At 69.3% G+C, this 24,418-nt stretch carries 20 protein-coding genes, 2 pseudogenes and 1 riboswitch; of the genes and pseudogenes, 9 read left to right on the top strand and 13 right to left on the bottom strand.

Features of this window, described 5'->3' with window-relative positions:
- Positions 1-116 precede the first annotated feature (116 nt).
- The 3 genes and pseudogenes from OG782_RS35295 to OG782_RS35285 all read right to left on the bottom strand — a co-directional run.
- Positions 117-458, bottom strand: a pseudogene (locus tag OG782_RS35295) (STAS domain-containing protein); the annotation flags it as partial.
- A 35-nt stretch (positions 459-493) separates the two neighbouring features.
- Positions 494-1,060, bottom strand: coding sequence for a hypothetical protein (locus OG782_RS35290; RefSeq protein ID WP_406458126.1), 567 nt, complete (start codon positions 1,058-1,060; stop codon positions 494-496).
- A gap of 119 nt (positions 1,061-1,179) precedes the next feature.
- The gene (locus tag OG782_RS35285) at positions 1,180-3,369 is read right to left on the bottom strand and encodes an alpha-galactosidase (protein WP_406458124.1); all 2,190 of its coding nucleotides are present in this window, start codon (positions 3,367-3,369) and stop codon (positions 1,180-1,182) included.
- A 399-nt stretch (positions 3,370-3,768) separates the two neighbouring features.
- Here OG782_RS35285 and OG782_RS35280 point away from each other — a divergent pair, with 399 nt between their 5' ends.
- Positions 3,769-4,959, top strand: coding sequence for an ROK family protein (locus OG782_RS35280; protein ID WP_406458122.1), 1,191 nt, complete (start codon positions 3,769-3,771; stop codon positions 4,957-4,959).
- A gap of 30 nt (positions 4,960-4,989) precedes the next feature.
- Here OG782_RS35280 and OG782_RS35275 read toward each other — a convergent pair whose 3' ends face one another.
- The 5 genes from OG782_RS35275 to OG782_RS35255 form a co-directional block, all read right to left on the bottom strand.
- Complete coding sequence (locus OG782_RS35275; protein WP_406458120.1) at positions 4,990-5,793, bottom strand: NPP1 family protein; 804 nt, start codon at positions 5,791-5,793, stop codon at positions 4,990-4,992.
- A 159-nt stretch (positions 5,794-5,952) separates the two neighbouring features.
- On the bottom strand, positions 5,953-7,101 hold the full coding sequence (locus OG782_RS35270; RefSeq protein WP_406458118.1) for an XdhC family protein: 1,149 nt from the start codon (positions 7,099-7,101) through the stop codon (positions 5,953-5,955).
- Positions 7,094-9,256 (bottom strand): xanthine dehydrogenase family protein molybdopterin-binding subunit, encoded by a 2,163-nt coding sequence (locus tag OG782_RS35265; RefSeq protein ID WP_406458116.1) that lies wholly within the window; start codon positions 9,254-9,256, stop codon positions 7,094-7,096. Before OG782_RS35265 ends, OG782_RS35270 begins: the two co-directional genes overlap by 8 nt.
- Positions 9,253-10,245, bottom strand: a complete 993-nt coding sequence (locus OG782_RS35260) for an FAD binding domain-containing protein (RefSeq protein ID WP_406458114.1) — start codon at positions 10,243-10,245, stop codon at positions 9,253-9,255. The genes OG782_RS35265 and OG782_RS35260 overlap by 4 nt, the downstream gene beginning before the upstream one ends.
- The gene (locus OG782_RS35255; protein WP_406458112.1) at positions 10,242-10,799 is read right to left on the bottom strand and encodes a 2Fe-2S iron-sulfur cluster-binding protein; all 558 of its coding nucleotides are present in this window, start codon (positions 10,797-10,799) and stop codon (positions 10,242-10,244) included. The genes OG782_RS35260 and OG782_RS35255 overlap by 4 nt, the downstream gene beginning before the upstream one ends.
- Before the next feature lie 238 nt (positions 10,800-11,037).
- On the opposite strand from OG782_RS35255, the gene OG782_RS35250 reads away from it, so the two are divergent.
- Positions 11,038-11,658, top strand: a complete 621-nt coding sequence (locus OG782_RS35250; protein ID WP_406458110.1) for a TetR/AcrR family transcriptional regulator — start codon at positions 11,038-11,040, stop codon at positions 11,656-11,658.
- A gap of 29 nt (positions 11,659-11,687) precedes the next feature.
- On the opposite strand, the gene OG782_RS35245 is transcribed toward OG782_RS35250, so the two are convergent.
- Complete coding sequence (locus OG782_RS35245; RefSeq protein WP_406458109.1) at positions 11,688-12,059, bottom strand: hypothetical protein; 372 nt, start codon at positions 12,057-12,059, stop codon at positions 11,688-11,690.
- A gap of 711 nt (positions 12,060-12,770) precedes the next feature.
- Between OG782_RS35245 and OG782_RS35240 the strand changes: the two genes are divergently transcribed.
- The 7 genes and pseudogenes from OG782_RS35240 (at position 12,771) to OG782_RS35210 (ending at position 20,658) form a co-directional block, all read left to right on the top strand.
- Positions 12,771-13,697: a hypothetical protein gene (locus OG782_RS35240; RefSeq protein ID WP_406458107.1), complete on the top strand. Its 927-nt coding sequence runs from the start codon at positions 12,771-12,773 to the stop codon at positions 13,695-13,697.
- 18 nt (positions 13,698-13,715) lie between these two features.
- Complete coding sequence (locus OG782_RS35235; RefSeq protein ID WP_406458105.1) at positions 13,716-16,508, top strand: ATP-binding protein; 2,793 nt, start codon at positions 13,716-13,718, stop codon at positions 16,506-16,508.
- Between the two features lie 158 nt (positions 16,509-16,666).
- Complete coding sequence (locus tag OG782_RS35230) at positions 16,667-18,562, top strand: hypothetical protein (protein WP_406458104.1); 1,896 nt, start codon at positions 16,667-16,669, stop codon at positions 18,560-18,562.
- A 5-nt stretch (positions 18,563-18,567) separates the two neighbouring features.
- Complete coding sequence (locus OG782_RS35225; RefSeq protein ID WP_406458102.1) at positions 18,568-19,050, top strand: hypothetical protein; 483 nt, start codon at positions 18,568-18,570, stop codon at positions 19,048-19,050.
- A gap of 340 nt (positions 19,051-19,390) precedes the next feature.
- The gene (locus tag OG782_RS35220; protein ID WP_406458100.1) at positions 19,391-20,014 is read left to right on the top strand and encodes a hypothetical protein; all 624 of its coding nucleotides are present in this window, start codon (positions 19,391-19,393) and stop codon (positions 20,012-20,014) included.
- Positions 20,015-20,088: 74 nt separating this feature from the next.
- Positions 20,089-20,224: pseudogene (locus tag OG782_RS35215) on the top strand (IS5/IS1182 family transposase); the annotation flags it as partial.
- Between the two features lie 89 nt (positions 20,225-20,313).
- A complete protein-coding gene (locus tag OG782_RS35210) occupies positions 20,314-20,658 on the top strand; it encodes a DUF2750 domain-containing protein (protein ID WP_406458098.1) in 345 nt (114 codons plus the stop codon).
- Positions 20,659-20,808: 150 nt separating this feature from the next.
- On the opposite strand, the gene OG782_RS35205 is transcribed toward OG782_RS35210, so the two are convergent.
- The 4 genes from OG782_RS35205 to OG782_RS35190 form a co-directional block, all read right to left on the bottom strand.
- The gene (locus tag OG782_RS35205) at positions 20,809-21,120 is read right to left on the bottom strand and encodes an NIPSNAP family protein (RefSeq protein ID WP_406458096.1); all 312 of its coding nucleotides are present in this window, start codon (positions 21,118-21,120) and stop codon (positions 20,809-20,811) included.
- A 105-nt stretch (positions 21,121-21,225) separates the two neighbouring features.
- A complete protein-coding gene (locus tag OG782_RS35200) occupies positions 21,226-22,644 on the bottom strand; it encodes an NtaA/DmoA family FMN-dependent monooxygenase (RefSeq protein WP_406458094.1) in 1,419 nt (472 codons plus the stop codon).
- A gap of 18 nt (positions 22,645-22,662) precedes the next feature.
- Positions 22,663-23,907 (bottom strand): LLM class flavin-dependent oxidoreductase, encoded by a 1,245-nt coding sequence (locus OG782_RS35195; protein ID WP_406458092.1) that lies wholly within the window; start codon positions 23,905-23,907, stop codon positions 22,663-22,665.
- Between the two features lie 73 nt (positions 23,908-23,980).
- Positions 23,981-24,097, bottom strand: coding sequence for a putative leader peptide (locus OG782_RS35190; RefSeq protein ID WP_406458091.1), 117 nt, complete (start codon positions 24,095-24,097; stop codon positions 23,981-23,983).
- 39 nt (positions 24,098-24,136) lie between these two features.
- A riboswitch (SAM riboswitch) is annotated at positions 24,137-24,249 on the bottom strand.
- Between the last annotated feature and the right edge of the window lie 169 nt (positions 24,250-24,418).

Genomic DNA, 24,418 nt, shown 5'->3' with positions numbered 1-24,418 from the left:
TAGGTGTGGTCTCCGGCCGCGACCACGGCCTTCGCCGACGCGCGCCGCCGGCGGGCCCGGTCCTCGATACCCGCCTGCGCATAGTCGGCAGCGAGCTCCGCGACCGCACTCGACACGGTGTCATGGACGCGCAGGACCTCGCGCAGCCCGACCCTGGACACCATGCCGCGCGCCTGCTTGCCCGGGGCGACCAGCAGGAGCGCCCCGCCTTTGAAGTGCACGCGTTTGAAGACCCCACCCAGCATGGTGCAGCCCGAATAGTCGACGGAATCCATCGCGCTCAGGTCGACGACCAGAATCAGCCGCCCGTCATCGACCAACTTCCCGAGCACCTCACGCAGTTCCGGTGCGGATGCGCTGTCGAGCCCACCGTCCGGACGCTCGCTCTCCACCCGTACGACGGTGATGCCGTCGTGCTGGTCCTCGTACGACACCTTCAGGTGCACCTGGCCCCCCATCATCTCGGGCACTGCGGATCATATCCGCCCGGCACTCACTGCACGGGGGTGAGCGCAGCCCGGGCCACGTCGAGGAACTCGGCCTGCGATACGGAGTGTTGGGCTCCGGAGACGGTGGCGCCGAGTGAGCCCAGCAGCGTCCGGGCCGCCACTGCCACCGGGTCCGGCCCTTCCAGACGTACGACATTGAGCGCTTCCCCGGCCGCACCCATGGCGGTGTCGTACGCCCGTCGGCGCGACGCCTCGTCCGCTGTACCGATGGCGCTCTGCCAGGCGGCGAGCGCCTGTTGGGCGCTGTCGGTGCGGCTCAGGTACGTGACGTAGGCAGCTCGCCGCACCGCCCGCTGGTCCGCGAGCGTCTGCTCGGCGAGGGTCCGGCGGGCGACGTCGAGCTGGGCCGTGGCCTGGAGCTGCCCGGCGTCCCAGGCGGCCGCCGCCTGTTGCCGTCCGGCTTCCCACGCCGCGGCGGCCTGGCGCTCGCCCGCCGCCCAGGCTGCCGCGGCCTGGCGCTTGGCGGCGGCGAGGGTGAGCAACCCCGTCAGCGCTCCGCCTCCGATCGCGGCACCCGAGGCGATCAGCGCCGTCACCACGGCTTCGTCCACCCTGCCCCCTCTTGTCGCGTCGACGCCGAGCGCCATGAGCACTACGGACCCGGCTGCTGCCGGACCTCGTTCAGCTGGTCCGGGCCGGGGACGGCTGCGCGTAGATCCTAGTGGCCGGGTCAGTGCGACGGTTCCCGTGCGGCGACCTCGATGAGCAGGGCCTGCCCCGGGTTGAGCGTCGGCATCGGCAGCCCCGCCCCGGCCAGTACGGCGCCGGGCATCGGCACCCAGCCCTCGACCGCCGCCCGGTACCAGGCGGGCGCGATGATCTGGTGCACGGCGGGCAGCCCGGCCTCCGTGCGGATCCGGACCCGGTAGGGGCGGCCGGGGGCGAGGCCGGGGAGGCGGACGCGGCCCGACTGTCCCGGCACGGAGGTCTCGGTACGAGACCAGCAGTACAGTGCGCTGCCGGCGTCGGTCGCGACGACCCCGTGGAGCTGCGTCGCGTCGTCGTCGAGGTCCGCCCTGACGACCCGCCCGCCGTGCAGCAGTCCGCGCACCTCCTTGTACAGCGCCGCCCACCGCGTCAGCGCCCCCAGTTCTTCGGGTGTGCGGGCGGTCAGGTCGTCCTCGATGCCCGCGTGCCCGAACAGCGCGGTGATCAGGCGGAACGGGTCGTCGGAGATCCGGCCCGTCGTGTGGCTGCGCGGGCCCCCGACGTGAGTGCCGACGAGTTCGGGCGGCAGCAGCTGCCCGGTCCACCGCTGGATGGCCTGCCGTTCCACCGGGTCGTTGCAGTCCGAGGCCCACACCCGGTCCGTACGGGCGAGGACACCGAGGTCGACGCGGCCGCCCCCGCTGGAGCACGACTCGATCTCCAGTCCGGGACGACGGGCCCTGAGCATGTCCATCAGCCGGTACAGGGCCCGGGTCTGGGCGTGCACGCCCGGCCGGTCACCGTCGTGCGCGCCGCGCTGGACCGCTTCGTGCAGGTCCCGGTTGTGGTCCCATTTCAGGTAGTCGATGCGGTACTCGGCGACGAGGGCGTCCAGGGACTCCAGCAGATACGCGAAGGCCGCCTCGTGGGCCACGTTCACCACGTACTGGTGGCGGGAGCTCGGACCCAGACCCGCGGACGGACCGAGAATCCACTCGGGGTGTTCCCGGGCCAGCCGCGATCGGAGGTTCACCATCTCCGGTTCCACCCAGAGCCCGAACTGCATGCCGTGGCCGTGCACCCGGTCCGCCAGCGGGGCGAGTCCCTGGGGCCACATCTGCGGGTCCACGGTCCAGTCCCCCAGCCCGGCCGTGTCGTCCCGGCGGCCGAGGAACCAGCCGTCGTCCAGGACGAGGCGCTCCACGCCGACCGCCGCGGCCGCGTCGGCCAGCGCCAGGAGGCGTTCGGGACGGTGGTCGAAGTAGACCGCCTCCCAGGTGTTCAGGGTCAGCGGGCGTGGTGACGACGGATGCCCGGGCCGGGAGCGGAGCATCGTGTGGAGGCGGCCGGCGAGTCCGTCCAGACCTTCGGCGGACCAGGCGAAGAAGCACTCGGGCGAGGTGTAGCTGTCGCCCGGGGCGAGCCGTATCTCACCGGGCGCGAGGAGTTCGCCACCGCCGAGGACGCCGCCGTGGACCCCCGCCCCCTCGGGCAGCCGCTCGGCCAGCCAGCGCTGGTTGCCGCTCCAGCCGACGTGCAGGGCCCAGACCTCGCCCGTACGGAATCCGAATCCGGGCACACCGACGGTCAGCAGATGGGGGGCGTCCAGTCCGGGCCGGCCGCGGCGGACCTCGCGCACATGACCGGCGAAGGCGAGCCGGCCGCGCTGCGGGGAGCGTTCGCGGCACCACTTGCCGGTGAAGTCCAGGATCTCCTGGGCGCGGTTCGGCAGCGGGAGCAGCGTGGTGGTGGCGGCGAGGTCGTACGGGACTTTGCCGGGTGCGCCGGCCGGGCAGGCCACCCGGGAGCGCACGCCCAGCACACCGGAGGGGTCGAGCCGGTAGGTGAGGGTGATGTCGAGCCCGGCCACGGTGTCCCGGAGGGCGATGACCAGCGTGTCCTGGCCCTCCTCGGCGCCGGTCATCGTGACACGGGGCGTGGTGGCCGTGCCGGCCCGGTGGCCTTGGTGGGCCGGGGTGCCCGACCAGCCGTCCGCCTCGGTGGGCCAGACGGTGAACTGCCGTGGTTCGTCGGGGGCACTGTTGACCACGGCGGCGTCCGCCGTGAGAGCCAGAGCGGCGAGGCCGTCGTCGGCCAGCTCACCGAGGTCCTCGCCCCAGTGCAGGATGCGGGGCAGCGGAGCGCGGAGTTCGACGACGAAACTCACCCCGGCCGCACGCAGGTGTGCGATCCGGGTGGTGATGCGGGTCATGCCTTGTCCTCTCGAAACCAGTGAGGGCGGCCGCTTCACTCCGCCGCCCCGTACGAGCGGCCTCTTGCCCGGTGCGGGCACAACGGCCCTTCCCCTGCGGGTGGTTCACGAACAGCGCCACGGTGCGCTCCTCGTGACGGGCTCTGCGGGGCCTGCGGTCGTTGCGCGCGGCTCGCCGCCGGCGCCTGCCGCCGTCTCCCTCACCGGCGGTTCCCTGACTCCCCCGGAGGGAGCGCGGCCGCCCCTCCCTCGGCGGGAAGCGCGGCAACGGTTGCGAATAATTTCCTTCCGACGTGAGTATATTCATCGCCCATCAGAGAGGGAAGATCTACAGACCTCGGGACCGCCATCGCCCCGAATACACCCCCTTACTTTCGGGCAGAAGGTAATCTCCGCAAGGTGAACATCTCTCACCAACCGCCGTCCGCGGCACTCGTTCTCCAGACCCTGCTGACCCAGGGCCCGTTGACCCGGGCGGAGCTCGGACGCCGCACCGGCCTGTCCTCGGGGGCCGTCACCAAGGTCTCGGCCCCCCTGCTCGACGACGGCTGGATCACCGAGCTCGGCCTGTCCGGGGAGCGCCAGCCGGGCCGGCCTGCCACCCTGGTGGCGGTGCGGCCCGAACGAGCCCGGTTCATCGGGGTCAAGGTGACGGCGGACGAGCTGATCGGCATGCTCGTCGACCTCACGGCCGCCCCGCTTGCCACCCGGCGGGTCCCGCTGCGCTCACGCGATGTCGGCACGGTGGTCAGAACGGTCGCTCGCCTCGTCCGCACGCTCGCCAGCGGCGCGGAGGGCGGCGCGGAGGGCGAGACCCGTCCGGCGGTGCACAGCATCGGGGTGACGGTCGCGGGCGACGTGGACGGGGCGGGCGGAATCGTCCGCTACTCCCCCTTTCTCGACTGGCGCGGGGTGGGCCTGGCCGCACTGGTCGAGGAGGCGACCGGCATCGCGACGGCCGTCGAGAACGATGTACGGGCACTCACCGTCGCCGAGCAGTGGTTCGGCGCGGGGGTCGGGCTCTCCTCGTTCGCCCTGGTCACGGTCGGTGCGGGGGTGGGCTGCGGGATGTCCGTCGAGGGCCGGGTGATCGCGGGTGCGTTCGGAGTCTCCGGCGAGCTGGGTCATCTGCCCGTCGGCGGCACCGACCGGGTCTGCACATGCGGCAACACCGGCTGCGTCGAGGCCGTCGCCTCGACCCAGGCCATCGTCGAACAGGTGCAGGAGCAGACGGGGAACACGGATCTGTCGCTGGCGGGCGCCGTCCGCCTGGCGCGCTCCGGGGACGCCGCCGCACGCGGCGTCTTCACCCGGGCGGGGCGGGCGCTGGGGCTTGCCATCGCGTCCGTGGCCAACCTCATCGGGCCGGAGCGCGTCATCATCTCCGGCGAGGGCGTGGCCACGTACGACCTGTTCACCGAGGAGATCCGCCGGGCCTTCGCCGAGCAGGCGTTCGGCGCGGCCGCCCGATGTGAACTCGTGCTGCGGCCGCTGCCGTTCGAGGCCTGGGCACGTGGCGGCGCGGCGATCGCGGCACACCGCCTGTTCTCCCCGCCCTCCGGCCGTACCACCGGGGCCGCCGGGTTCTGAACCGTCCCCGGCAGCCCCATTCGCCGCCGGTCAGGCGTAGGGGTCGAAGGGGATCCCGGCGGGCTTCGCCTTCTCCAGGTGAGGGCCGAAGTTGCCGTCCTTGAGGCCGAAGACGGCGCTCCCGAAGTCGGCCTGGACCAGCTTGTCCCGGACGCCTGCGGGGTAGCCGTTCCAGCCGACGAGGTCGGGGAACTGCCACTGGTGGTAGTGGTTCTCCGGCGGCTCGTCGCCGGTGTTCGCGGGACGGAAGCAGTGCGTCCCGATCCCGTCCTTGTGGTAGACGGCCTTGGGGTGCGTCCCGTCCCACTGCATCTGGTCCCGGCCGTACACGTTGAAGGAGCCGTGGGCGGAGGTGGAGACGTACTTCGCCTCGTTGTCCTGTACCCAGACCACGACGTGCTCCCAGTCGTGGCGGTGACCGCCGAGACCGCTTCCGGCCACCGCCTGGTCCTTCTCGAAGTAGAGGCCGTACATGATGGCGCACCAGCCGTTGTTGCACTTGGAGCGCGCGTAGCCGTTGGTGTTGTCCAGGTCCCAGGAGTCGTGGCAACTCCCGTTGACGGCGCCCGTGGTCTTCAGTCCGGGAGCCACGGCCCCGTCCGCACCAATGGCGGGTGTCGGGTAGCACCCGTCACCGTCGTAGTCGAAGGCCGGCTGGAACGTCTGCTCCAGCCCGTCCGCGTTCGCCGGCAGGGCGCCTGGCACCGCCGCGAAGGCGCTGCCCGGCGAGGCCACGACCAGCACCGCGGCGGTGGCCAGGATGAGCGACGCCTTGCGGAGTCGTCCTGAGTTCTTCACTGCTTCCTCCTGGGTGACACATACGGACTCGGCCATGCGGTGACATGCCCATGCCTACGCTTAGGGAACCGCGTGACCCGGTCGGGCGCCATGGATCTCACCGCGGTGAAGGCTCGGCCAACAGCAGCGCGGTGGAACCGGGGTGACTCGGCAGTGCGACCGGGGTGACCCGGCGACGCGTCCGGCTCGGCACCGTCACGCCGCCGCCGGGGAAGGAGCTCCGCCCTCCGCCCCTGCGTCGACGTCACGGTGAATGGGCGTCCGCGAACCGGTCAGCGGGGCCCCCGTCCCACCCCGGCGCACCGCGACGATCTCGGCCGCGATGGACAGGGCGGTCTCCTCAGGGGTCCGGGCGCCGAGGTCGAGGCCGATCGGGGAGTGCAGACGGGCCAACTCGGCTTCGGTGAGTCCGACTTCACGCAGCCGCCGGTTACGGTCCTCGTGGGTGCGGCGCGATCCCATCGCACCGACGTAAGCGGCCGGCAGCCGCAGGGCCGCCTCCAGCAGAGGAACGTCGAACTTGGCGTCGTGGGTGAGCACGCACAGGACGGTCCGTTCATCGGTCTCGGTGTGCCGGAGGTATCGGTGCGGCCAGTCGACCACGAGATCGTCGGCGCCGGGGAAGCGGGCACGGGTGGCGAATACCGGGCGGGCATCGCACACGGTCACGTGGTACCCGAGGAACTTGCCCGCCCGCACGAGCGCCGTGGCGAAGTCCACGGCACCGAACACGATCATCCGGGGCGGCGGCACGCTCGATTCCACGAACAGCGTCAGCCCGCCCGGACAGCTCGTCCCGTCCTCCGCGATCTCGACGGTGCCGGTGCGGCCGGCGTCCAGGAGCGCCCGCGCCTCCGCGGCCGCCCTGCGGTCCAGGGCCGGACGCCCGTCGAGAGTGCCCTCGTAGGACCGGCCGGGCCGGACCAGCAGCGCCCGGCCGAGCAGCCCGTCCGGCCCGCGGACCACCCGGGCGAGCGCCGCAGGCTCATCACGGCCGACCACCGTCAACGTGGCCCGGAGCACCGGCGCGTCCGGACGCACCGGTGTGACCAGGACATCGATGACACCACCGCAGGTGAGTCCCACGGCGAACGCGTCCTCGTCGCTGTATCCGAACCGGCTCCGGACCGTCCGGCCGTCCTGGAGCGCCTGGACACACAGCTCGTACACCGCCCCCTCCACGCAGCCGCCGGAGACCGAGCCGATGGCGGTGCCTTCGCTGTCGACGGCCAGGGCGGCGCCGGGGCCCCGTGGCGCACTGCCGCCGACCTCCACCACGGTGGCGACGGCGAAGTCCCGGCCCTCCTGCGACCAGCGGAGCAGCGCCGAGGCGATGTCAAGCACCCCCGGCTCCCTCCGCCGGCCGCTGCCGCGCCTCTTGTGCCGCGGCCAGGACGCGGTCGGGACGGATCGGCAGCCGGCGGTGGCGTACACCGGTCGCGTGCCACACCGCGTTGGCGATCGCGGCGGCGACGCCCACGATGCCGATCTCGCCGATGCCCTTGATCCCCACCGGGTCGTCCGGGTCGTGGTCCGCCACCCAGTCCGCCTCGATGTGCGGCACATCGGCGTGGGCGGCGACGTGGTAGCCCGCGAGGTCGGCGTTGACGAAACCGCCGGATGCGTGGTCCCGGACCGCCTCCTCGTGGAGGGCCATGGAGAGCCCCCACGTCATGCCGCCGACGAGCTGGCTGCGGGCGGTGAGCGGGTTGACGATGGTGCCCGCCGCGAAGATGCCCAGCAGCCTGCGCACACGTACCTCGCCGGTGGTGATGTCCACCGCGGCCTCGGCGAACTGTGCCCCGTAGGAGTGCCGCTCCTTCTGTGCGAGGGCGGCGATGGCCTCGCCGGTGTCCGACCGGGTGGTGAGACCATCCGGCGGAACGGACGCGCCGAGCGCCAGCAGCTCCCGCAGTTCGTCCGCCGCCAGCTTCACCGCCCAGGCCCAGGAGCGCGTGCCCATGGAACCGCCGGCGATCCACGCCGGGCCCAGGTCACTGTCCCCGAGGCGCACCAGGATGCGGGCCGCATCCACCTTCAGCGCGTCCGCGGCGACCGACGTCATCGCCGTCCTCGCCCCGGTCCCGATGTCCGCCGCGTTGATCCGCACGGTGAAGCGGCCGTCCGGTTCCGCCGTCACGGCAGCCGTGGACGGGCCCACGCCCGCGGGGAATGACGCCGCGGCCATACCGGTCCCGAGAAGCCAGCGCCCCTCGCGGCGCAGTCCCGGGCGCGGGTCCCGGTCCGCCCATCCGAACCTGCGGGCGCCCTCCTCGAGGCAGGCGCGCAGGTTGCGGCCGCTGAAGGGCAGGCCGGAAACAGGGCCCGCACCGGGTTCGTTGCACATCCGCAGCTCGATCGGGTCCAGGCCGCACTTCTCGGCCAGCTCGTCGAGCGCCGACTCGACGGCGAAGGACCCCGGCGCCTCGCCCGGCGCCCGCATCCAGGTCGGGGTCGGCACATCGAGCCGCACCAGCCGGTGCGCGGTGCGATGCGCGTCTGCGTCGTACATGACGCGTCCCACACTGGCGCTCGTCTCGACGAACTCGTGCACGGTCGACGTGAGACTCAGCGACCGGTGATCGAAGGCGCACAGACGGCCGCCGGCGTCTGCGCCGAGCGTGACGCGCTGCGCCGTGGGGCTGCGGAACCCGACGAGCGAGAACATCTGGCGACGGGTCAGGACGACGCGGACGGGGCGGTGGAGAAGAGTCGTGGCCATGACGGCCGCCACCTGGTGCGGGGACAGGCCCTTCGATCCGAAGCCGCCGCCGACATGCTCGGACCGCACCCGGACGGAGCCCGGGTCCAGGGAGAAGAGCGAGGCGAGTTCACCGGCGACCCAGGCGGTGCCCTGGTTGGAATCGACGACGTCCAGCCGTCCGCCCTCCCAGCGGGCCGTCGCCGCGTGCGGCTCCATGGAGTTGTGGTGCTCCTCCGGGGTGGAGTACTCCTCGTCGACGACGAACGCCGACGCCCGCAGCCGGGCCTCCATGTCCCCCTTCTCCGTGTCGGCCTGGAGCATCGGATTGCCCTCGGGGGTGAACGCACCGGAGTGACCGGCGAAGAACGCCACGTCGTGCGGTTCCTCGTCGTAACGGACCACCAGCGCCTCGGCGGCCTCCCTGGCCTGCTCGGAGGTCTCGGCGACGACCAGCGCCACGGGCCAGCCCATGAAGGGCACCCGGTCGTGCTGGAATAGCCCGACAACCGGGTTGGGCCGCCCCAGCATGCCCATGTAGTCGGTGTCGACGCGCGGCGCGTTCCCGTGGTGCAGGACGGTGAGGACTCCGGGCATGGCCAGGACGGGAGCGTCCTGCACGGACCGGATCCGGCCGCGCGCCACGGTGGACAGCACCAGCCAGCCGTGGGCGAGTTCGGCGAACGGGATCTCCCCGGCGTAGCGGGCGGCACCGGTGACCTTCTCCAGGCCCTCCACGCGTGTACGGGCGGAGCCCACGGCCCCCGTCACAGCGGTGCTGTCGGTCGTCGTGGTCATCGGGCGGCCTCCTCTGCGAGTTCGCCGAGGACGGCCACGACGAGGTTGCGCATCAATGTCACCTTGTATCCGTTCTCCGGAAGGGCCTCGGCCGCGGCCAGTTCCGCGTCCGCCGCGGCGGCGAACGCCTCCGCGTCCGCGGGACCGCCGGTCAGCGCCCGCTCGGCCACGCGGGCCCGCCAGGGCCGGGATGCCACCGCTCCGAAGGCGAGGCGTACTTCGCGTACGACACCGTCCTGGACGTCGAGCGCGGCGGCGACGGAACCGATCGCGAACGCGAAGGAGGCACGCTCGCGCACCTTGCGGTAGCGGGACCGCGCGGCGACCTCGGCAGGCGGCAGGGTCACCCCCGTAATCAGCGCGCCGGGCGGAAGAGCTGTCTCGATGTGCGGGGTCTCACCGACGGGCAGGTAGAAGTCCGCGATCGCCAACTCACCAGGACCGTCAGCTGTTTCGTACGAGATGACGGCGTCGAAGGCCGCGAGCGCGACGGCCATGTCCGAGGGGTGCGTCGCCACGCAGTGCTCGGAGGCACCGAGGATCGCATGGTTGCGGTGCTCGCCCGCGGGAGCGGGACAACCGCTGCCCGGGGTGCGCTTGTTGCACGGCTGGGCGAGGTCGGCGAAGTAGCCGCAGCGGGTCCGCTGGAGCAGATTCCCGCCCACCGTGGCCATATTGCGCAGCTGTCCGGACGCGCCGGCCAGAACCGCCTGGGCCAGCGCCGGGTAGTGCCGCCGCACCTCGGCGTGTGCGGCGAGGTCGCTGTTGGTGACGGTCGCACCGATGCGCAGCCCGCCGCCACGGGTGAACACCACTTCGCCCAGAGGAAGTTCCTGGACGTCGACCAGAAGCGTCGGCCGTTCCACACCGACCTTCATCAGGTCGACGAGGTTGGTGCCGCCGCCGAGCAAGCGGGCACCGGGATCCTCGGCGAGCAGGGCCACGGCCCCGGAGACGTCGATGGCACGTTCGTATCCGAATTCCTTCATGCCACAGCCTCCTCGGCGTCGGCAGCGACCGCTTCCGCCGCATGCGCGACCGCCTCCACGATCGACACATAGGCGCCGCACCGGCACAGGTTGCCGCTCATCCGCTCACGGATCTCCTCGGCGGTGAGCGCGGGCACCCCCGCTTCCGGCCGGACGTCGTCGGTCACGGCGCTCGGCCAGCCCGCCGCGTGCTCCTCGATCACCGCGAGGGCCGAACAGATCTGCCCCGGCGTGCAGTAGCCGCACTGATAGCCGTCGAGGTCGAGGAAGGCCTGCTGTACCGGATGCAGGCGCTCGCCGTCGGCCACACCCTCGATGGTGGTGATCGCGCGCCCCTCGGCCGCGACCGCGAGCTGCAGGCAGGACACGGCCCGGCGCCCGTCGAGCAGCACCGTGCAGGCGCCGCACTGGCCCTGGTCACAGCCCTTCTTGGTACCGGTCAGATCAAGATGCTCGCGCAGGGCGTCGAGCAGGGTGGTGCGATGGTCGACGGGCAGCGTGTGCTTTTCGCCATTGATGTTCAGGGTGATGGCACTGGACGTCATCGGGGCCATGATCAGCCTTCTTTCGCATTGCTTATGCGCGTCGAACGAGACGTTCCCGGCAGCAGGCCCGGGAGGGAGAGGGCGATGCGGGTGAGTGAACCAGAGACAATGCGTATCGGTCAGCCGCAATGGCCGGATCCAACGCTATGGTGAGGCTAAACGGACAGCTGTCCACTTCTCTGTCGAACCTAGCGGACAGTTGTCCGGTCAGCAAGGACGAACTGTCGTGATTCCGGAAGGAGAAGGCGTGCCGGACGAGAAGGGCGACGCGCCCCTGCGTCCCGATGCCCAACGGAATCGCGAGCGCATTCTGGCCGTCGCACTGGCCGAACTGACGCGGTCCGCGGACGCCCCGGTAAGCGTGATCGCGAAGAAGGCCGGCGTCGGACAGGGGACGTTCTACCGCAACTTCCCCAACCGCGAGGCCCTCGTTCTGGAGGTGTACCGCTACGAGATGCAGCAGGTCGCCGACACCGCCGCCCAGCTGCTCCAAAAGCGCGCCCCCGACCGGGCGCTGAGGGAGTGGATGGACCGGCTGGCGCAGTACGCGATGGCCAAGGCCGGCCTGGCCGACGCTCTGCGCACGGCCGCCGGCAAGTACGGCAGCCTGGCCCGGCTGGGCCACGGCCCGGTGACCCAGGGCATCACCCTCCTGCTGGACGCGAACGAGGCGGCCGGCACCATCCGCCCCGGAATCACCCCCGACGACTTCGTACTCGCGATCGCCGGCCTCTGGCAACTCGACCCGCACAGCGACTGGCAGCCACGTGCGGCCCGGCTGCTCGACCTCGTGATGGACGGTCTGCGCGCGGGAGCGCCGGGAACCGGCGGGCGGCCGGCGGACCGGCCGGCGGACACGGGCAACTGAGCGGGAATTCCGGAGTGCTCGCAGCCCGGTCAGATGAAGAATGGACGGAAATAGAACATGAGGATCAGCGCGTTCAGGACGGTCGCGGTGGTCAGCGCGCCGGTGCGGGCTCGTCGTCTCATCAGCCTGATCCCGTACCACACGCCCGCAGCAGTCATGACAACAGAGCCGTAGAACACCACAGTGAAGAAGACCGCCCAACCGGTCGAATAGTCCAACTGCAGGACCACAGAAGTGATCACGTAGCTGACGAAGATCTGCGGCAGGCCGAGGATCCACACCCAGGCCGTCTCCTTGCCGGAGGGACGAAGTCGCGGTGGCGCCATGGAAGGCGCGTGAAGCGCCGTTTCCAACAGGCGCCCGAAGGCGGGATCTGCGGCCACCGCGTCGGTCAGAACCACGTAGAGAACATCCGTGGAACTGTCTCCGGGCTCATTCTCGAACCGGGCGAGGGCGGACGTTCCGAGCGGGGTCCGGGTGAGTTGTCTGCGCACGAGTTCGGATACCAGAGCCCGTTGGACCGACGAGGCGGCTCCTGCCGGCTCCGCGAGTATGCGTACGGCTGTTGCGGCCAGGTCCAAGCCCTGCATGTTCGCCCCCGCGTCCGCCTGGATGATCGAGGGGCGATCCTACGAGGCCGGCGCCGGTTCACACAGTACGCTTCGCGCCATTTCGGCCCCCCGTTCCTCGTCTCAACTCTTTTCTAAAACAGTCACGTTGCTTCTATGATCGCCCTCTGTTCGACCAACAAGGGGGGACGAGTGGACGCGGAACGTACGGCCACTATGGCGATCGAGATGCTGGTACTGGCCGCTTCGGGCACGGGATCAGCGAAGGACGCACGGGTGGGCCGAATGGTGGAGACCCGGCTCGAGGCATTCCCGGAGGGAAGCCGCGCCATAGCCGGTCTTCGACAGGATCCGTCCTCTCCCGAAGCGGAAGCAACCGCGCGCTCCTTGGTGGTCCGGGCCATCGCCGCAGATCCGGACTTCGCACGGATTCTGGAGCGTCTGGTGAGCACCGACGGCGCTCCTGAAGGTGGGCCCCTGACTGCTGCGGGCGTGACACCCCCTCCGGGCGGACCGGGGAACGGTGGATGGGCCGCAGCGGGGGTGACCACACCGAACGCGGCGTACCGAAGCCAGACTCTGCGCTACGAGCCGGTCGAGCTCGGCTTCGACGAGTCGGTCCCCTTCCATACCGTGCTTCAGATGGCGTTCAACGCAGCTCTGGCAGCGCTGGGCGTGTGGGTCATCGCCTTCCTCCTGATCTTCAGCACCTCCGAGGACAGCGGAGCCATGTTCGGCGAGGTCGGTGACTTCTTCGGGGCCATCGGCGGAGCGTTCGGCTGGGCCTTCCTGGCGTTCTGGGTGATCTTCCTGTCCGAGGGCAAGGACGAGCCGATCTCGGAGTGGAAGTCCCTGATCGAGGACCGGGCCGACGCTGCTGAACTGGCCTATGCCGCGATTCAGGGATCTCTGAGCCGGCGCAGGATGCCTCTGGGGTCCTCACCGGAACGTATACGGAGCGACCTCGGCCCGGAGATCGTGACGCATCGGCTCGTCATCGGTTACGGGCCCTACGTCGCCTACGTGACCGTGTTCGCCTACGGAACCAGTCTCTATCTCGGCTGGACGATGTGGCGGCGGCGCACCGGAATCTCCTACGTCGCGACCTTCTGGAAGGACGTGCTCGGGGGGTTGCTCGGCCGCACCGGAACGGTCAATCAGATGCTGCGTACGGAGGGGGCCAGGGCGATGCGCGAAGCCGTCCATTCCGCCGTCCGTGAGGGAGTGGAGGCGGTGGCCACGAGTCTGGACCGGCCGACCGCCACCACCTTCGGCGCGGCGCCTCCGCCCGGCCGTGCAACCCCGCCGGCCTCCCCCGTCCCGCCGGCGCCACCCCGCCCGGCCCCCGCTCCGCCTTCGCCCTTCGCTCCGCCGTCACCCCCCGCTCCGCCATCGCCTTTCGCGCCGCCTACGCCTCCGGCTCCACCGAGCCCCGGCGGTCCACCGGCCGATCCCCCGAGCAGCGGCTGACAGAGCGGGAGCACCTCCATGTCTCTGTCGTCGCCCAGCCCTGACCAGGGCGTCCTTACCGTCTCCGACGCCCACGGAACCTGGGCATGGACGTCGGTGCGCATCGACGCGGCTGCGGATCTTCCTGAGCTGCAGGAGTACGCGGACCTGTCCGAGACCAACCGCCGGATCAAGGCCATCGAGGCCGAGACCGCGTGGCTGGCCGGACAATGGGACCTTGCGCACGGTTCCCGGATCGAGCTGCGCTACCTCACCGATCCCGCGACCCGGCGCCTCTCCTGCGCGCTGCTCGGGAGGACCTTCGCCACCGACCGTGAGACGGCCGTGGCAGCCGCTCACGCGCTGCGCGTCCGGCTTTCCGCCGCACCACGCCATGTACACGCGAGCCCGGAGACCGATCCCGACGAAGTGGCGCGGTGGCTGACGCCGTTCTCCCCGGATCCCCGCGGCGTGGCGGAGATCCGGAAGCAGTACCGCTCCGGCCGGCCGCAACGCCCGGACGCAGGGGTGCACTTCTACCAGGTCCCCCAGCCGTTCACTGTGGCGATGCCGTCCTGGGAGTCGGTGTGGCAGGCACTGGTCACGCACCCGTCCCCGGTCATGCTCACGATCGGGCTCGAACCCTGCCGGGCACCGGCCGGTTTCGGAGCGATGCTCCAGGAGCTCGCCACTCATTACGGGCGGCTGGCCAGCCCCGGCCAGATGCCGGACGGTCTGTGGTCGTCCGGCATGCCGCTGGCACCCGACTCCTTCGCCGTCGACGCGGCACGGATCTACTCGGACGCCGCACGCCGCTACACCGATCGCGCCTTCCGCGTACGCATCGCCCTGGCCTCGCCCGCACCGCTGCCGGAACCACTTCTCGAACTCATCGGCTCCACCGTCTCCCCGCCCGAACTTCCCGGCACCGGAAGCAGCTTGACCTCGACGCTCAGCGGCAGTGCGCATCTCTCGGTCCGGCCGTACCGAGCGGAAGTGGACGCGTTGTGGCACAACCTCACCACCCTGGAGCAGGCGCCCTGGGGTGGTGACAGCGCCTGGCAACTGCCCGCACCCCTCACACCGCAGATGCGCCTGCTGGCCGACCTCGTCGACACACGTGAAGCAGCCGCCGCGTTCCGGCTGCCCCTCGCGACCCACGGCCATATGCCCGGCTTCCCGGTGCGCCGCCCCGGTCTGCCCACGGAGAGCGACTACACACCCACCGGACCGCAGATCACCCTCGGCAATCAGCTCATCGGCATCGCCCCCGCCGGACCGCTCGGAGTGGCCGTCGAGGACCTGACCCGCCACGCCCTCTTCGTCGGCACCACCGGATCAGGAAAGACCAACACCACCCTCGACTTCTGCGAACAGCTCTGGCGCGACCACCGCATCCCCTTCCTTGTCATCGAGCCCGTCAACACCGACCTCGACGACTACCGCTGGCTCGCCACCCGCCCGGGCTTCGAAGATCTGACGATCCTGACCGTCGGCGACGAGAGCACCGCGCCCTTCCGGCTCAACCCCTTCGAAGTACCCACCGGCGTACGCATCGGCGCCCACATCGCCGGACTGCTGGCCTGCTTCGACGCGGCCTTCGGCCTCTGGGACCCCCTGCCCAACATCTACAACCTCGCCCTGCGGGCGACATACGCACGCCGGGGGCTGGTCACCACCGACATCGCCGGCCCCGGCCACACCGGCCGGTGGCCAACTCTGCGCGACTTCGTCACCGAGATCCGCACGCAGTGCGAGCAGCTCGACTACGCCGGCGAGATCCGCTCCAACATCATCGCCGCCGCCCGCATACGTGCCGAGTCCCTCGCGGAAGGCGCCTGCGCCAGCACCCTCAACGTCACCCGCTCGTACCCCATCGAAGAACTCCTCTCCCGACCGGTCGTGCTGGAACTCGCCGCGGTGGGCGACAACGAGAAGGAACAGTCGCTGATCACCGCGCTGATCCTGCAGACCATGACCGAGCACTACAAGGCCACCCGCACCAACAGCGGCCTCAACCACGTCACCGTCATCGAAGAGGCCCACCGCCTGCTGGGCCGGCCCGCCGCCCAGGGCGACATCAAGGTCGGCAGCGCCCAGGCCCGCGCCGCCGAAGCCTTCGCCAACACCCTGGCGGAGAACCGTAAGTACGGCGAAGGCCTCGTCATCGTCGAACAGGTCCCCGGCAAACTCGTCGAGGACGCCTACAAGAACACCAACCTCAAGGTCATGCACCGCCTCCCCGCCGAGGCCGACCGCGAACTCATCGGCGGCACCATGCGCCTGACCCCCGATCAGGAACGCTACGCCGCCTCCCTCGCCCCCTTCCACGCCCTGGTCCACCACGACCGGCTCGACCGCCCCGCCCTCGTGCAGATTCCCAACGTCCGAGCACGCGCCGCCGCGGAAACCGGACTCGAACGCGCCCCACTGGCCACCAACCATGACCTGGCCCAACGCTTCCGCGAGCTCACCACCGCCACACCCGCGATCGACGCAGCCCTGGCGCCCTTCGAAGAATGCGAAGGCTGCGCACACCGCTGCCTCTTCCGCTCCCGCGCCGCCACAGCCATCCGGCCGCACCACACCACCGAACTCAAGAAGCGGGCCGCCGCCTACCCCAAAGACGCTGCCGGACAGTCCGCTTGGTGGCAGACCACGGCATCCTGGGTCACCGAAATCGGCGCCCCGGTCGCACCCGGCGCCCCCTCCCCCGAAGAGGCGAACGACTACCACGCCTGCGTCTTCATCCATGTCGTACGCGACGCCTGGGAGAACAAGACGCTCCCCTGGACCCGCCGCTTCCGCAACCAGCAGCGTGAGGACGCATGAGCGATGCCGTAGAAGAACCGCCGCCCCCGTCCGTCTCAGTCGCAACAGAGTCCACCGACGCCCCTGACTTGCCGGAACCCGAGACCGTAAGCCACGAGCCAGAGAACCGGCCGGGAACAGACGTTCAACACGAGCCGGAGAACCGCCCCGGGACCGACGTGGCACACGAGCCCGAGAACCGCCCCGGAACCGATGTCGCCGCTGAACCGGTAGTCGTAGACCTCGAGGGAATTCAACCCTCCGCCGAAGAGGTTTCTACCGCATCTGCCGAAGCCGGCCGCCAGGACCGGGAAGCCCCGGACCTCCCGGATCCCGTCGATGGGCCTGCACAGTCCGACCCCGCCCAAGTCAACGACGCGCAGAAGGCACAGGCTGACCTGGACGCAGGCAACGCCGCTGCCCAGGAGGCAGAAGAGCCATCTGACGACACACCGAGCCAGAATGACCTCGAATCGGACAACGTCGCCTCAGCAGGAACAGCTCCTCCTCTCGAATCAGACGGTGACGCAGACGAGCCGAGCGACACCCGTTCCGCCCCGCTGGACGGCCTCGGCACGAGCCCGGGCAACGACAACTCCGCTGAACAGGAAGATCAGGCTTCCGACAGGATCCAAACCGACGAGGCGAGCGAGACAGGCGACGACGAACCGCCGGGGCCGTCACTGACAGAGGACGGCGAGGAGGACAGCGGCGCGGCCGGTGATCACACCGAGTCCGACGAAGCTGCCCGTGCACAGGACACGAAACCGCCAACTGACAGCGCCAGTCCCAACACGCAACCAAACGAAGCAGACGAAGCATCATCCCAGCAGGTTGAATCACTAGGCGAGAACAGGAACTCCCCCTCACCTCAGGATTCCGCAGCCGATGGGGATCCCGACGATCACAGCAAGCCGATTGAGGAAGAGTCGCTCCAAAAGGAGCTTGAACCGGAACATCACATCGAACCCCCCGTCGCGATGACTGAAAGGGAAAGCAATGATATTTCCGCATCCATAGTCGAGGAAAAGTCAGCCCCGGGCCTCCCCGAGCCGGCAGAGTCCACTGGCGCGCCCGACCTACCGGAATCCGCAAGTCACGAGTCCCAGAACTTCACCGGAGCAGAGATCGCCACTGGACCAGAAGTCACAGACCTCGATGGAGTTCCTCCCTCCAGTGAACAGGCGCCCCTGCCATCCGCCGAAGCCAGCAGCCAGGACCGGGAAGTCCCAGACCTCCCTGATCCTGTCGATGAGCCTGCGAAAGCTGACCCCGCCCCAGCCAACTACACACAAAAGGCACAGGTTAGCGGAGACGCAACCGGTGCCCTCACACCAGAATCCGACAAAGCCTCAGATGAACGGGCTCGCGGCGAACGCGATCCCGAAGCCGTCGCACTGGAGCCCAGGACAGCACCACCACTCGACTCAACTAGTGACGCGGACAAAAACGGCAAAACCCATTCCTCCTCGCCGGACCGGCCACCCGCATCCCCGGATGCCAACAACTCTGTTAATCCGGTGAGCGCTGGAGCTCAGCACGCAGAACCGTCATTCGCCGGGGCCAGTACCGGCACGCGACCGGACGAAGAAGATGCGCACTCCACAGCACTGACAGACGGTGCCGGATCCAACTCGGCCGAAAATGACACCCTCGAACGCACCGAGATTGACGGGAGCCCCGAGCCCAACCAGCGGACAGATGATGAGCTGTACGCCTTCGGCAATAAGACGTCACCCCGTCCAGTTCGCCTGGAGAGGGATCTGCATGTCGAATCTGAAGATCAAACAATCGGACCCTTCGCACCAAATACGCCATCTGATAAAGTACTCGGCGCATCAACATTCATAGACCACGAAAGAGCGCCATTGAGTGGAAAGTATCTTGCGCTTCCACCCAATTATCAATTGTCCGAGGGGCTTGGTCTTCACGCAGACGGCGAGGATGTAGGCGGGCCGGAACCGTGGGGGCACCGCACCATCTATCCCACCCAGGCCATGTCGGCGGGAACTTTCAGGCAGAAAGTTGCCCAGCTCGACTGGGAGTACCGCGGAGACAAACCGAAGGGGAAGTAAGACACGTGAGTGACCAGACCAACGAATGGCAGAATTGGCTAAATGCCGCCAGCGCTGCAGAAGTATTCGAACAATCCCTCCCCGAGCTACGAATGGATCGAGCGGCAACATTGAGTGCCGCCCGAAGGGCCCTCGCCAACGTCGAGACGCGACGCGAGGCCTTGTTTATCATTGGATCACTCAGCACGGACTTCACCTCGCCACTGGTAGACGATTTGCTCGATATTGCGCTGAGCGATCGAGACACCCTTCGGGTACGCAATTTGCTCGGAAGGCTACCTCACGCCGAGGCTGGAGATATCATCCCTGAAGCGGTAGGAAGACTGCTGCACAAGGAGGATGACGGCTACGCATATCGGCGCATGGCAGAGCTGTTGCACCACCTCGGGCTCGCCGTTGCCTTGCAGACGCTGTGTGAGCAAGCGCGCGATCACATCGATGCAGAAGTCCGTGAAGTGGACCAAGACTTTCGATTCTCACTCGGGTGACGCTCCAGCGTGATCGGGGGCACCCAGCCACCTGCTCCAGCTTTCCGCTCATGTTTCACTGAGTGCTCAGCGGCGGGCGCCCCCGAGCACCGGCGGTCGCCCGTTCCAGCAGGACACCCCACCACGTGATCCATACACCGTCGCCGGGCTGGTCTCTGACGGAGCAGCCACGCGATCCACCCATCGCACGCCGCCCGCCGAATGCATCCTCGTCAGCACCTCGGCCTGGTGAGTCACCCGACAGCCGAACAACCATGCAAACACGGGGCGGCCCGTAAGCCTGCGCCCCCGTACCGATCCCGGATCGGACCATGTCAGTGCCTGATGGCAGGATCCAAGGGTGCTGATCAAGGGATACGACGACGGCCCGCTGGTGGCGGGCGAGTCACTGCTGACCCGCCCGGGCTTCTGGTCGAACTACCTGCTGGCGATGTGCAGTGACGGGGCGTGTGCCGAGCGGCCGGATCCGGAGTGGTTCGGCGACGACGGCGCCGATGCCGACGCCATGTCCGAGGTTCTCTTCGATCCTGAACACTGGCCGGCGTTCAGGGTGCCGGCCGAAGATGGCCCCGGAGCTGTGGTGATCTACCGCAACCTGGTTGGCGACTACGGCACCGACTACCTCCTCACCCATCCAGACAGGAGCTATGCCCAGCAGATCGCCAGTTGGGAAGGAGAATTCTCAGGGCATGGCCTGACGTGGCACGAACTGGTCTACATCGCTGACAACCCTTCCGCTTCGAACGAAGGCGTCCAGGACACAGCCGCCCGCCTGTTGCTGATCCTTCCCCTCCTCACCGACCCGGACCTTCCAGAGGCTGCCTCGGCAAGGCTCGCCACCGCCCTGACTGCGGTCGGCGCGCCCCAAGAATCCACCTCCACCACAGCCGAGCACCTGTTTGCCCACCTGGAGAGAAGGTCCGGACATGATCCCAGGTGGGAATCTCCTTTGAGCGGCAGCTAAACGGCAGGCCAACCCTCAGATCACCCCTTGGAATGTTCTCGGCATGCCCTGTGTGATTCCGGTGTCGGATTCGTGAGAGTGCGGATGCAGTCTGCAAGGGTCGACCATGGAGCCTCGCTGGCGAACCGTGCGCTGCTGGTCACGGCGTATTGGTGGACGAACTTGACGATGCGACAGATCGCGCCGCTGTTCGGCGTCTCGAAGCCTGCGCGCATGAAGACCTGGGCGATCCTCCGCGACTGTCGCCCAAGAAATCCTGACGAATTGAGTGGCGAGGGCAGCCCTTACACTCAGTGGCTATGAGTCAGAGCGGTTCGCAAGCGGCAGCATTCTTCCGAGACGTCCACAAAAGCAGAGTGGTCTGGTTTGTCCGGGATGACGAAGGAATGCCGACCTCTCTCTCCACGGACGGGACGCGAAGTCTTCCCTTCTGGTCGACCTGGGCCCGTGCCCAGAGAGCCACAAAGGTCTGGGGGCACGGGCTTCGCGTGGAATCCATGCCCTTGGACACCTGGCGCGATCGCGAACTGGCCGACTACGCCCGGGATGGGCTCAAGATCGGCATCAACTGGAGCGGGCCGCGCCTGGTCGGCTGGGACTTCACGTCCATGGAGGTTCTCAATCGACTGGCAGCGGCTGACTGACCCAGGGCATTGCTCGCCAGAGCGCGCAGGCGCCGCCAGCAGATGAGTGCGCATCCGAGGGTCCCGACCTCGCGGTCGGGCCCTCCACCGCGCCCATCGGCCGACACCACCTCGCTCAGCCGCCCATCGCCCCCAGCTGGAACAGCGAGGCTACGACGTGGCATCGAGGGGACGGAGGAAGCGGCGTTCGTACCTCTTGATGCAGCGGGTCCTGCGTGCCAGTTCGAACGCCTCCTGGCACTCCGGGTCGTTCATGCTCTCCGCACGGTACTGCTCGTACCTGGCGAGGCTGGGGAAGGAGAAGAGGGCGTAGGCGATGTCGCTGTCGCCCTCGCTGGGCAGGAAGTAGCCGTGGTGTGTCCCTCCGAGGCGATTCACGAGCCCCACCCAGCGCCGGCCGTACTCCTCGAAGTCCTCGAGCTTGTCGGCGTCGATCTCGTACTTCAGATGAATGGTGATCATGCGTCCATAGTGCCTGGTGGCGGCCGGGGACCACGGGACCGGGCGGGTACGGAACCGGCGAGGGCCGGGGCGTGGATGGTGAGGGTGAGGGTGAGGGCCGGATGTTCACGAGGCCGCGCGCCCGGCTGTCGCGTCGTGATCGGGATGGGCGAGGCCGAGGTGGTCGCGCAGTGTCGTGCCCTCGTACTCCGTACGGAACACGCCGCGTTCCTGGAGGAGCGGGACCACGGTGTCGGCGAAGACGTCCAGCCCGCCGGGGGTGATGTGGGGAACGAGGATGAAGCCGTCGGCGGCGTCGGCCTGGACGAAGTCGTTGATGGTCCCGGCTACGGTGGCCGGGGAGCCGACGAAGGCCTGGCGGTTGCCGGTCTCGATGACCAGGTCCCGGATCGACCAGTTCTTCGCGGCCGCGAGCTCGCGCCACTCGCGGGCGGTGGCCAGCGGGTCACGGTACATCCGTACCTGCGCGCGGCCGCGGGCGATGGTGTGCTCGCCGAGATCGGGATCGATGGAGGGAAGCGGTCCCTCGGGGTCGTACGCGGACAGGTCACGGTTCCAGACGAACTCGAGGTGTTTGATGGCGGTGGCGCCGCTGACCTGTTGCCGTCGGACCTCGCGGGCCAGTTCCTGTGCCTCGGCGTCCGTGTCGCCGAGGACGAAGGTCGCGGCGGGCAGGATCAGCAGCTGGTCGTGGGTACGGCCGTGGCGGGCGAGCCGGGCCTTGACGTCCGTATAGAACGCCTGGCCCTCGTTCAGGGTGCTGTACCGGCTGAAGATCGCGTCGGCGTCGGCGGCCGCGAACTCGCGTCCTTCGTCGGAGTCGCCCGCCTGGAAGATGACCGGGCGGCCCTGCGGGCTGCGCGGGACGTTGAACTGCCCCTCTATGTCGAAGTGCTGACCCTTGTGCGCGAAGGCTCCGGCGCACGCATCCCGGAGGAAGGCGCCTGCCTGCTGGTCGGCGACTATCTCGTCACCTCGCCATGAGTCGAACAGCTCGTTGGCGGTGGCCAGGAACTCCTTGGCCCGGGAATACCGCTCGTCCTGCGGGAGGAATCCGCCGCGCCGGAAGTTCTCGCCGGTGAAGGCGTCCCACGAGGTGACGACGTTCCACGCCGCCCGGCCACCCGAGAGGTGATCGAGGCTGGCGAACTGCCGGGCCACTTCGTAGGGCTCGTTGAAGGTGGAGTTGATGGTGCCGGTCAGTCCGAGGTGTTCGGTGACGGCGGCGAGGGCGGACAGCACAGTGAAGGTGTCGGGGCGGCCCACTACGTCCAAGTCGTATAGCTGGCCGCCCTGTTCACGCAGACGTAGTCCTTCGGCGAGGAACAGGAAGTCGAACTTGGCGCGTTCGGCGGTACGCGCGAAGTGCGCGAACGAGCTGAACTCGACGTGGCTGCCGGCAGCCGGGTCGCTCCACACGGTGGTGTTGTTGACACCCGGGAAGTGCGCCGCGAGATGGATCTGCTTCAACGGCTTGGCGGTGTTGCTGGCGGTGCTGCTGCCGGTGCCCTGGTTGGTGCTCATGTCGGTGGTCCCTCCGGCTCAGACGGTGGCGTAGCGGTTGGCGGGGCGGGCGAGTCCGAGCAGCCCGCGCAGGGTGTCGGCCTCGTAGGCGTTCCGGAAGGCGCCGCGGCTCTGCAGTTCGGGCACGAGTGCACGGGTGATCGCCGTGAGGTCGTGGCCGATCACGGCGGGGCGCAGGCGGAAGCCGGACAGCCCGGTCTGCTGCCATGCGAGGAGCAGGTCCGCCAGTTGCGCGGGCGTGCCGGTGAACACCTTCGCGTCGCTGGTGTACGGGCGGCCGGCCAGCCTGTCCAGGCGGTCGCGGCGGGCTGCCGCCGCTGCGGGGTCGTCGTCGAGGAACACCACGAGGTCACCGAAGATGTGCAGGGGTTCCGCGGCCCGGCCCGCCGCCGCCTGTTCGGCGCGGATCTCGTCGATGACGGCTGCGGCCTGCCCGGTGTCGTGCGGGGTGACGTAGCCGATGTCCGTCGAGCGGGCCACCAGTTGGAAGGGAACACTGCCGTGCGCCAGGGCACTGACGACCGGTTGCCCCTGCGGGGGCCGGGGCGTGATCGAGGGGCCCTTGACGTTGAAGTGGCGGCTCTCGAAGTCGATGTAGTGCAGCTTCTCGCGGTCGATGAAGCGGCCTGTGGTGACGTCGCGGATCTCCGCGCCGTCCTCCCAGCTGTCCCACAGCCGGCGTACCGCCTCGATGTGGTCACCGGCCTCGTCGAAGAGCTCGGCGGTCAGCTCCCGTACATCCGGACGGTCCAGGTCCTCGCCGCGCAGGGAGCGGAAGGCGGGGAAGGAGGGGAACGGACGGCGGCCGACGTGGGCCGCCTCATTGCTCCGGGCCGACACCTGGATGCGCAGACCGGCCCGGCCGGTGCTCACATAGTCGAGGGTGGCGATCGCCTTGGAGATGTGGAACGGCTCCGTGTGCGTGGCGACCACGGTCGGCACCAGCCCGATGTGCCGGGTCAGCGGGGCCACCCGCGCGGCGATGAGCACCGCGTCGAGCCGCCCGCGCACCTCGTCGGTGCGGCCGTCGGCCTCCGTGGGCTGCGAGGACTGGAGCCCGAACGCGTCCTCGATCGTCACGAAGTCGAGCAGGCCGCGCTCGGCCTCCTGGACGATGTCGGTCCAGTACGCGGCGGTGAGCAGATCGCGGGGACGTGCCGACGGCTCGCGCCATGCGGCCGGATGCCAGCCCGCACCGTCGAGCGCGACGGCGAGGTGAAGCGGAGAGGACAGGGCAGGGTGCGGCGATGGTGATGCGGACACGAAAGGGTGCCTTCCTGAACGACCGTGGGTGATCGCCGGGCCTCGTCGGGAGGTGCGGCGTCGCGGGTACGGGTCAGGAACGACAGAGCGCGCCGGCCACGCGCTGGAGATCGATGTGCGGCCGGGAGTACAGGTGGACGCGGCGCCTCGGAGCAAGAACCCTGACGAGCGGGCAGGAATCCGATGGCATGACCGTCGCCTCCGTTCGTCCGGATCGGCGGGCCCGAGGGCCTCGCGCCTGCGGGAACCCGGGCGGGTCCCGCCCGGTCTCCCCTGAAGCACCCCGCCACGCAGGAGGGTTGCCGGTCAGCGAGCCAGGGCTTGACGCTGACACTCATGACCTGTCAGGAACGCTACGCGCGGCGGCAGCGGCGCGCAATGCCCCTCAGATCATGGCCGTGCTCACACCGGGTTGCGTGCTCGTGTGACGTGCTCGTGTGACGTGCTCGTGTGACGTGCTCATGTGACCTTGAGAGGGAACACCGCGGCTGTGCCATCTGTTCCTTGTGCG

This window comes from Streptomyces sp. NBC_00876 (assembly GCF_045207435.1).
In the GTDB taxonomy this organism is placed as follows: Bacteria; Actinomycetota; Actinomycetes; order Streptomycetales; family Streptomycetaceae; genus Streptomyces.
This window is presented reverse-complemented; position numbering and strand designations above follow the sequence as displayed.

Bases quoted from the DNA above. Each gene is read 5' to 3' on its own strand.
- OG782_RS35285 (WP_406458124.1), bottom strand. From the start codon at position 3,369: ATGACCCGCATCACCACCCGGATCGCACACCTGCGTGCGGCCGGGGTG.
- OG782_RS35275 (WP_406458120.1), bottom strand. From the start codon at position 5,793: ATGGCCGAGTCCGTATGTGTCACCCAGGAGGAAGCAGTGAAGAACTCA.
- OG782_RS35265 (WP_406458116.1), bottom strand. From the start codon at position 9,256: ATGACCACGACGACCGACAGCACCGCTGTGACGGGGGCCGTGGGCTCC.
- OG782_RS35260 (WP_406458114.1), bottom strand. From the start codon at position 10,245: ATGAAGGAATTCGGATACGAACGTGCCATCGACGTCTCCGGGGCCGTG.
- OG782_RS35255 (WP_406458112.1), bottom strand. From the start codon at position 10,799: ATGGCCCCGATGACGTCCAGTGCCATCACCCTGAACATCAATGGCGAA.
- OG782_RS35235 (WP_406458105.1), top strand. From the start codon at position 13,716: ATGTCTCTGTCGTCGCCCAGCCCTGACCAGGGCGTCCTTACCGTCTCC.
- OG782_RS35210 (WP_406458098.1), top strand. From the start codon at position 20,314: ATGAGTCAGAGCGGTTCGCAAGCGGCAGCATTCTTCCGAGACGTCCAC.
- OG782_RS35205 (WP_406458096.1), bottom strand. From the start codon at position 21,120: ATGATCACCATTCATCTGAAGTACGAGATCGACGCCGACAAGCTCGAG.
- OG782_RS35200 (WP_406458094.1), bottom strand. From the start codon at position 22,644: ATGAGCACCAACCAGGGCACCGGCAGCAGCACCGCCAGCAACACCGCC.
- OG782_RS35190 (WP_406458091.1), bottom strand. From the start codon at position 24,097: ATGCCATCGGATTCCTGCCCGCTCGTCAGGGTTCTTGCTCCGAGGCGC.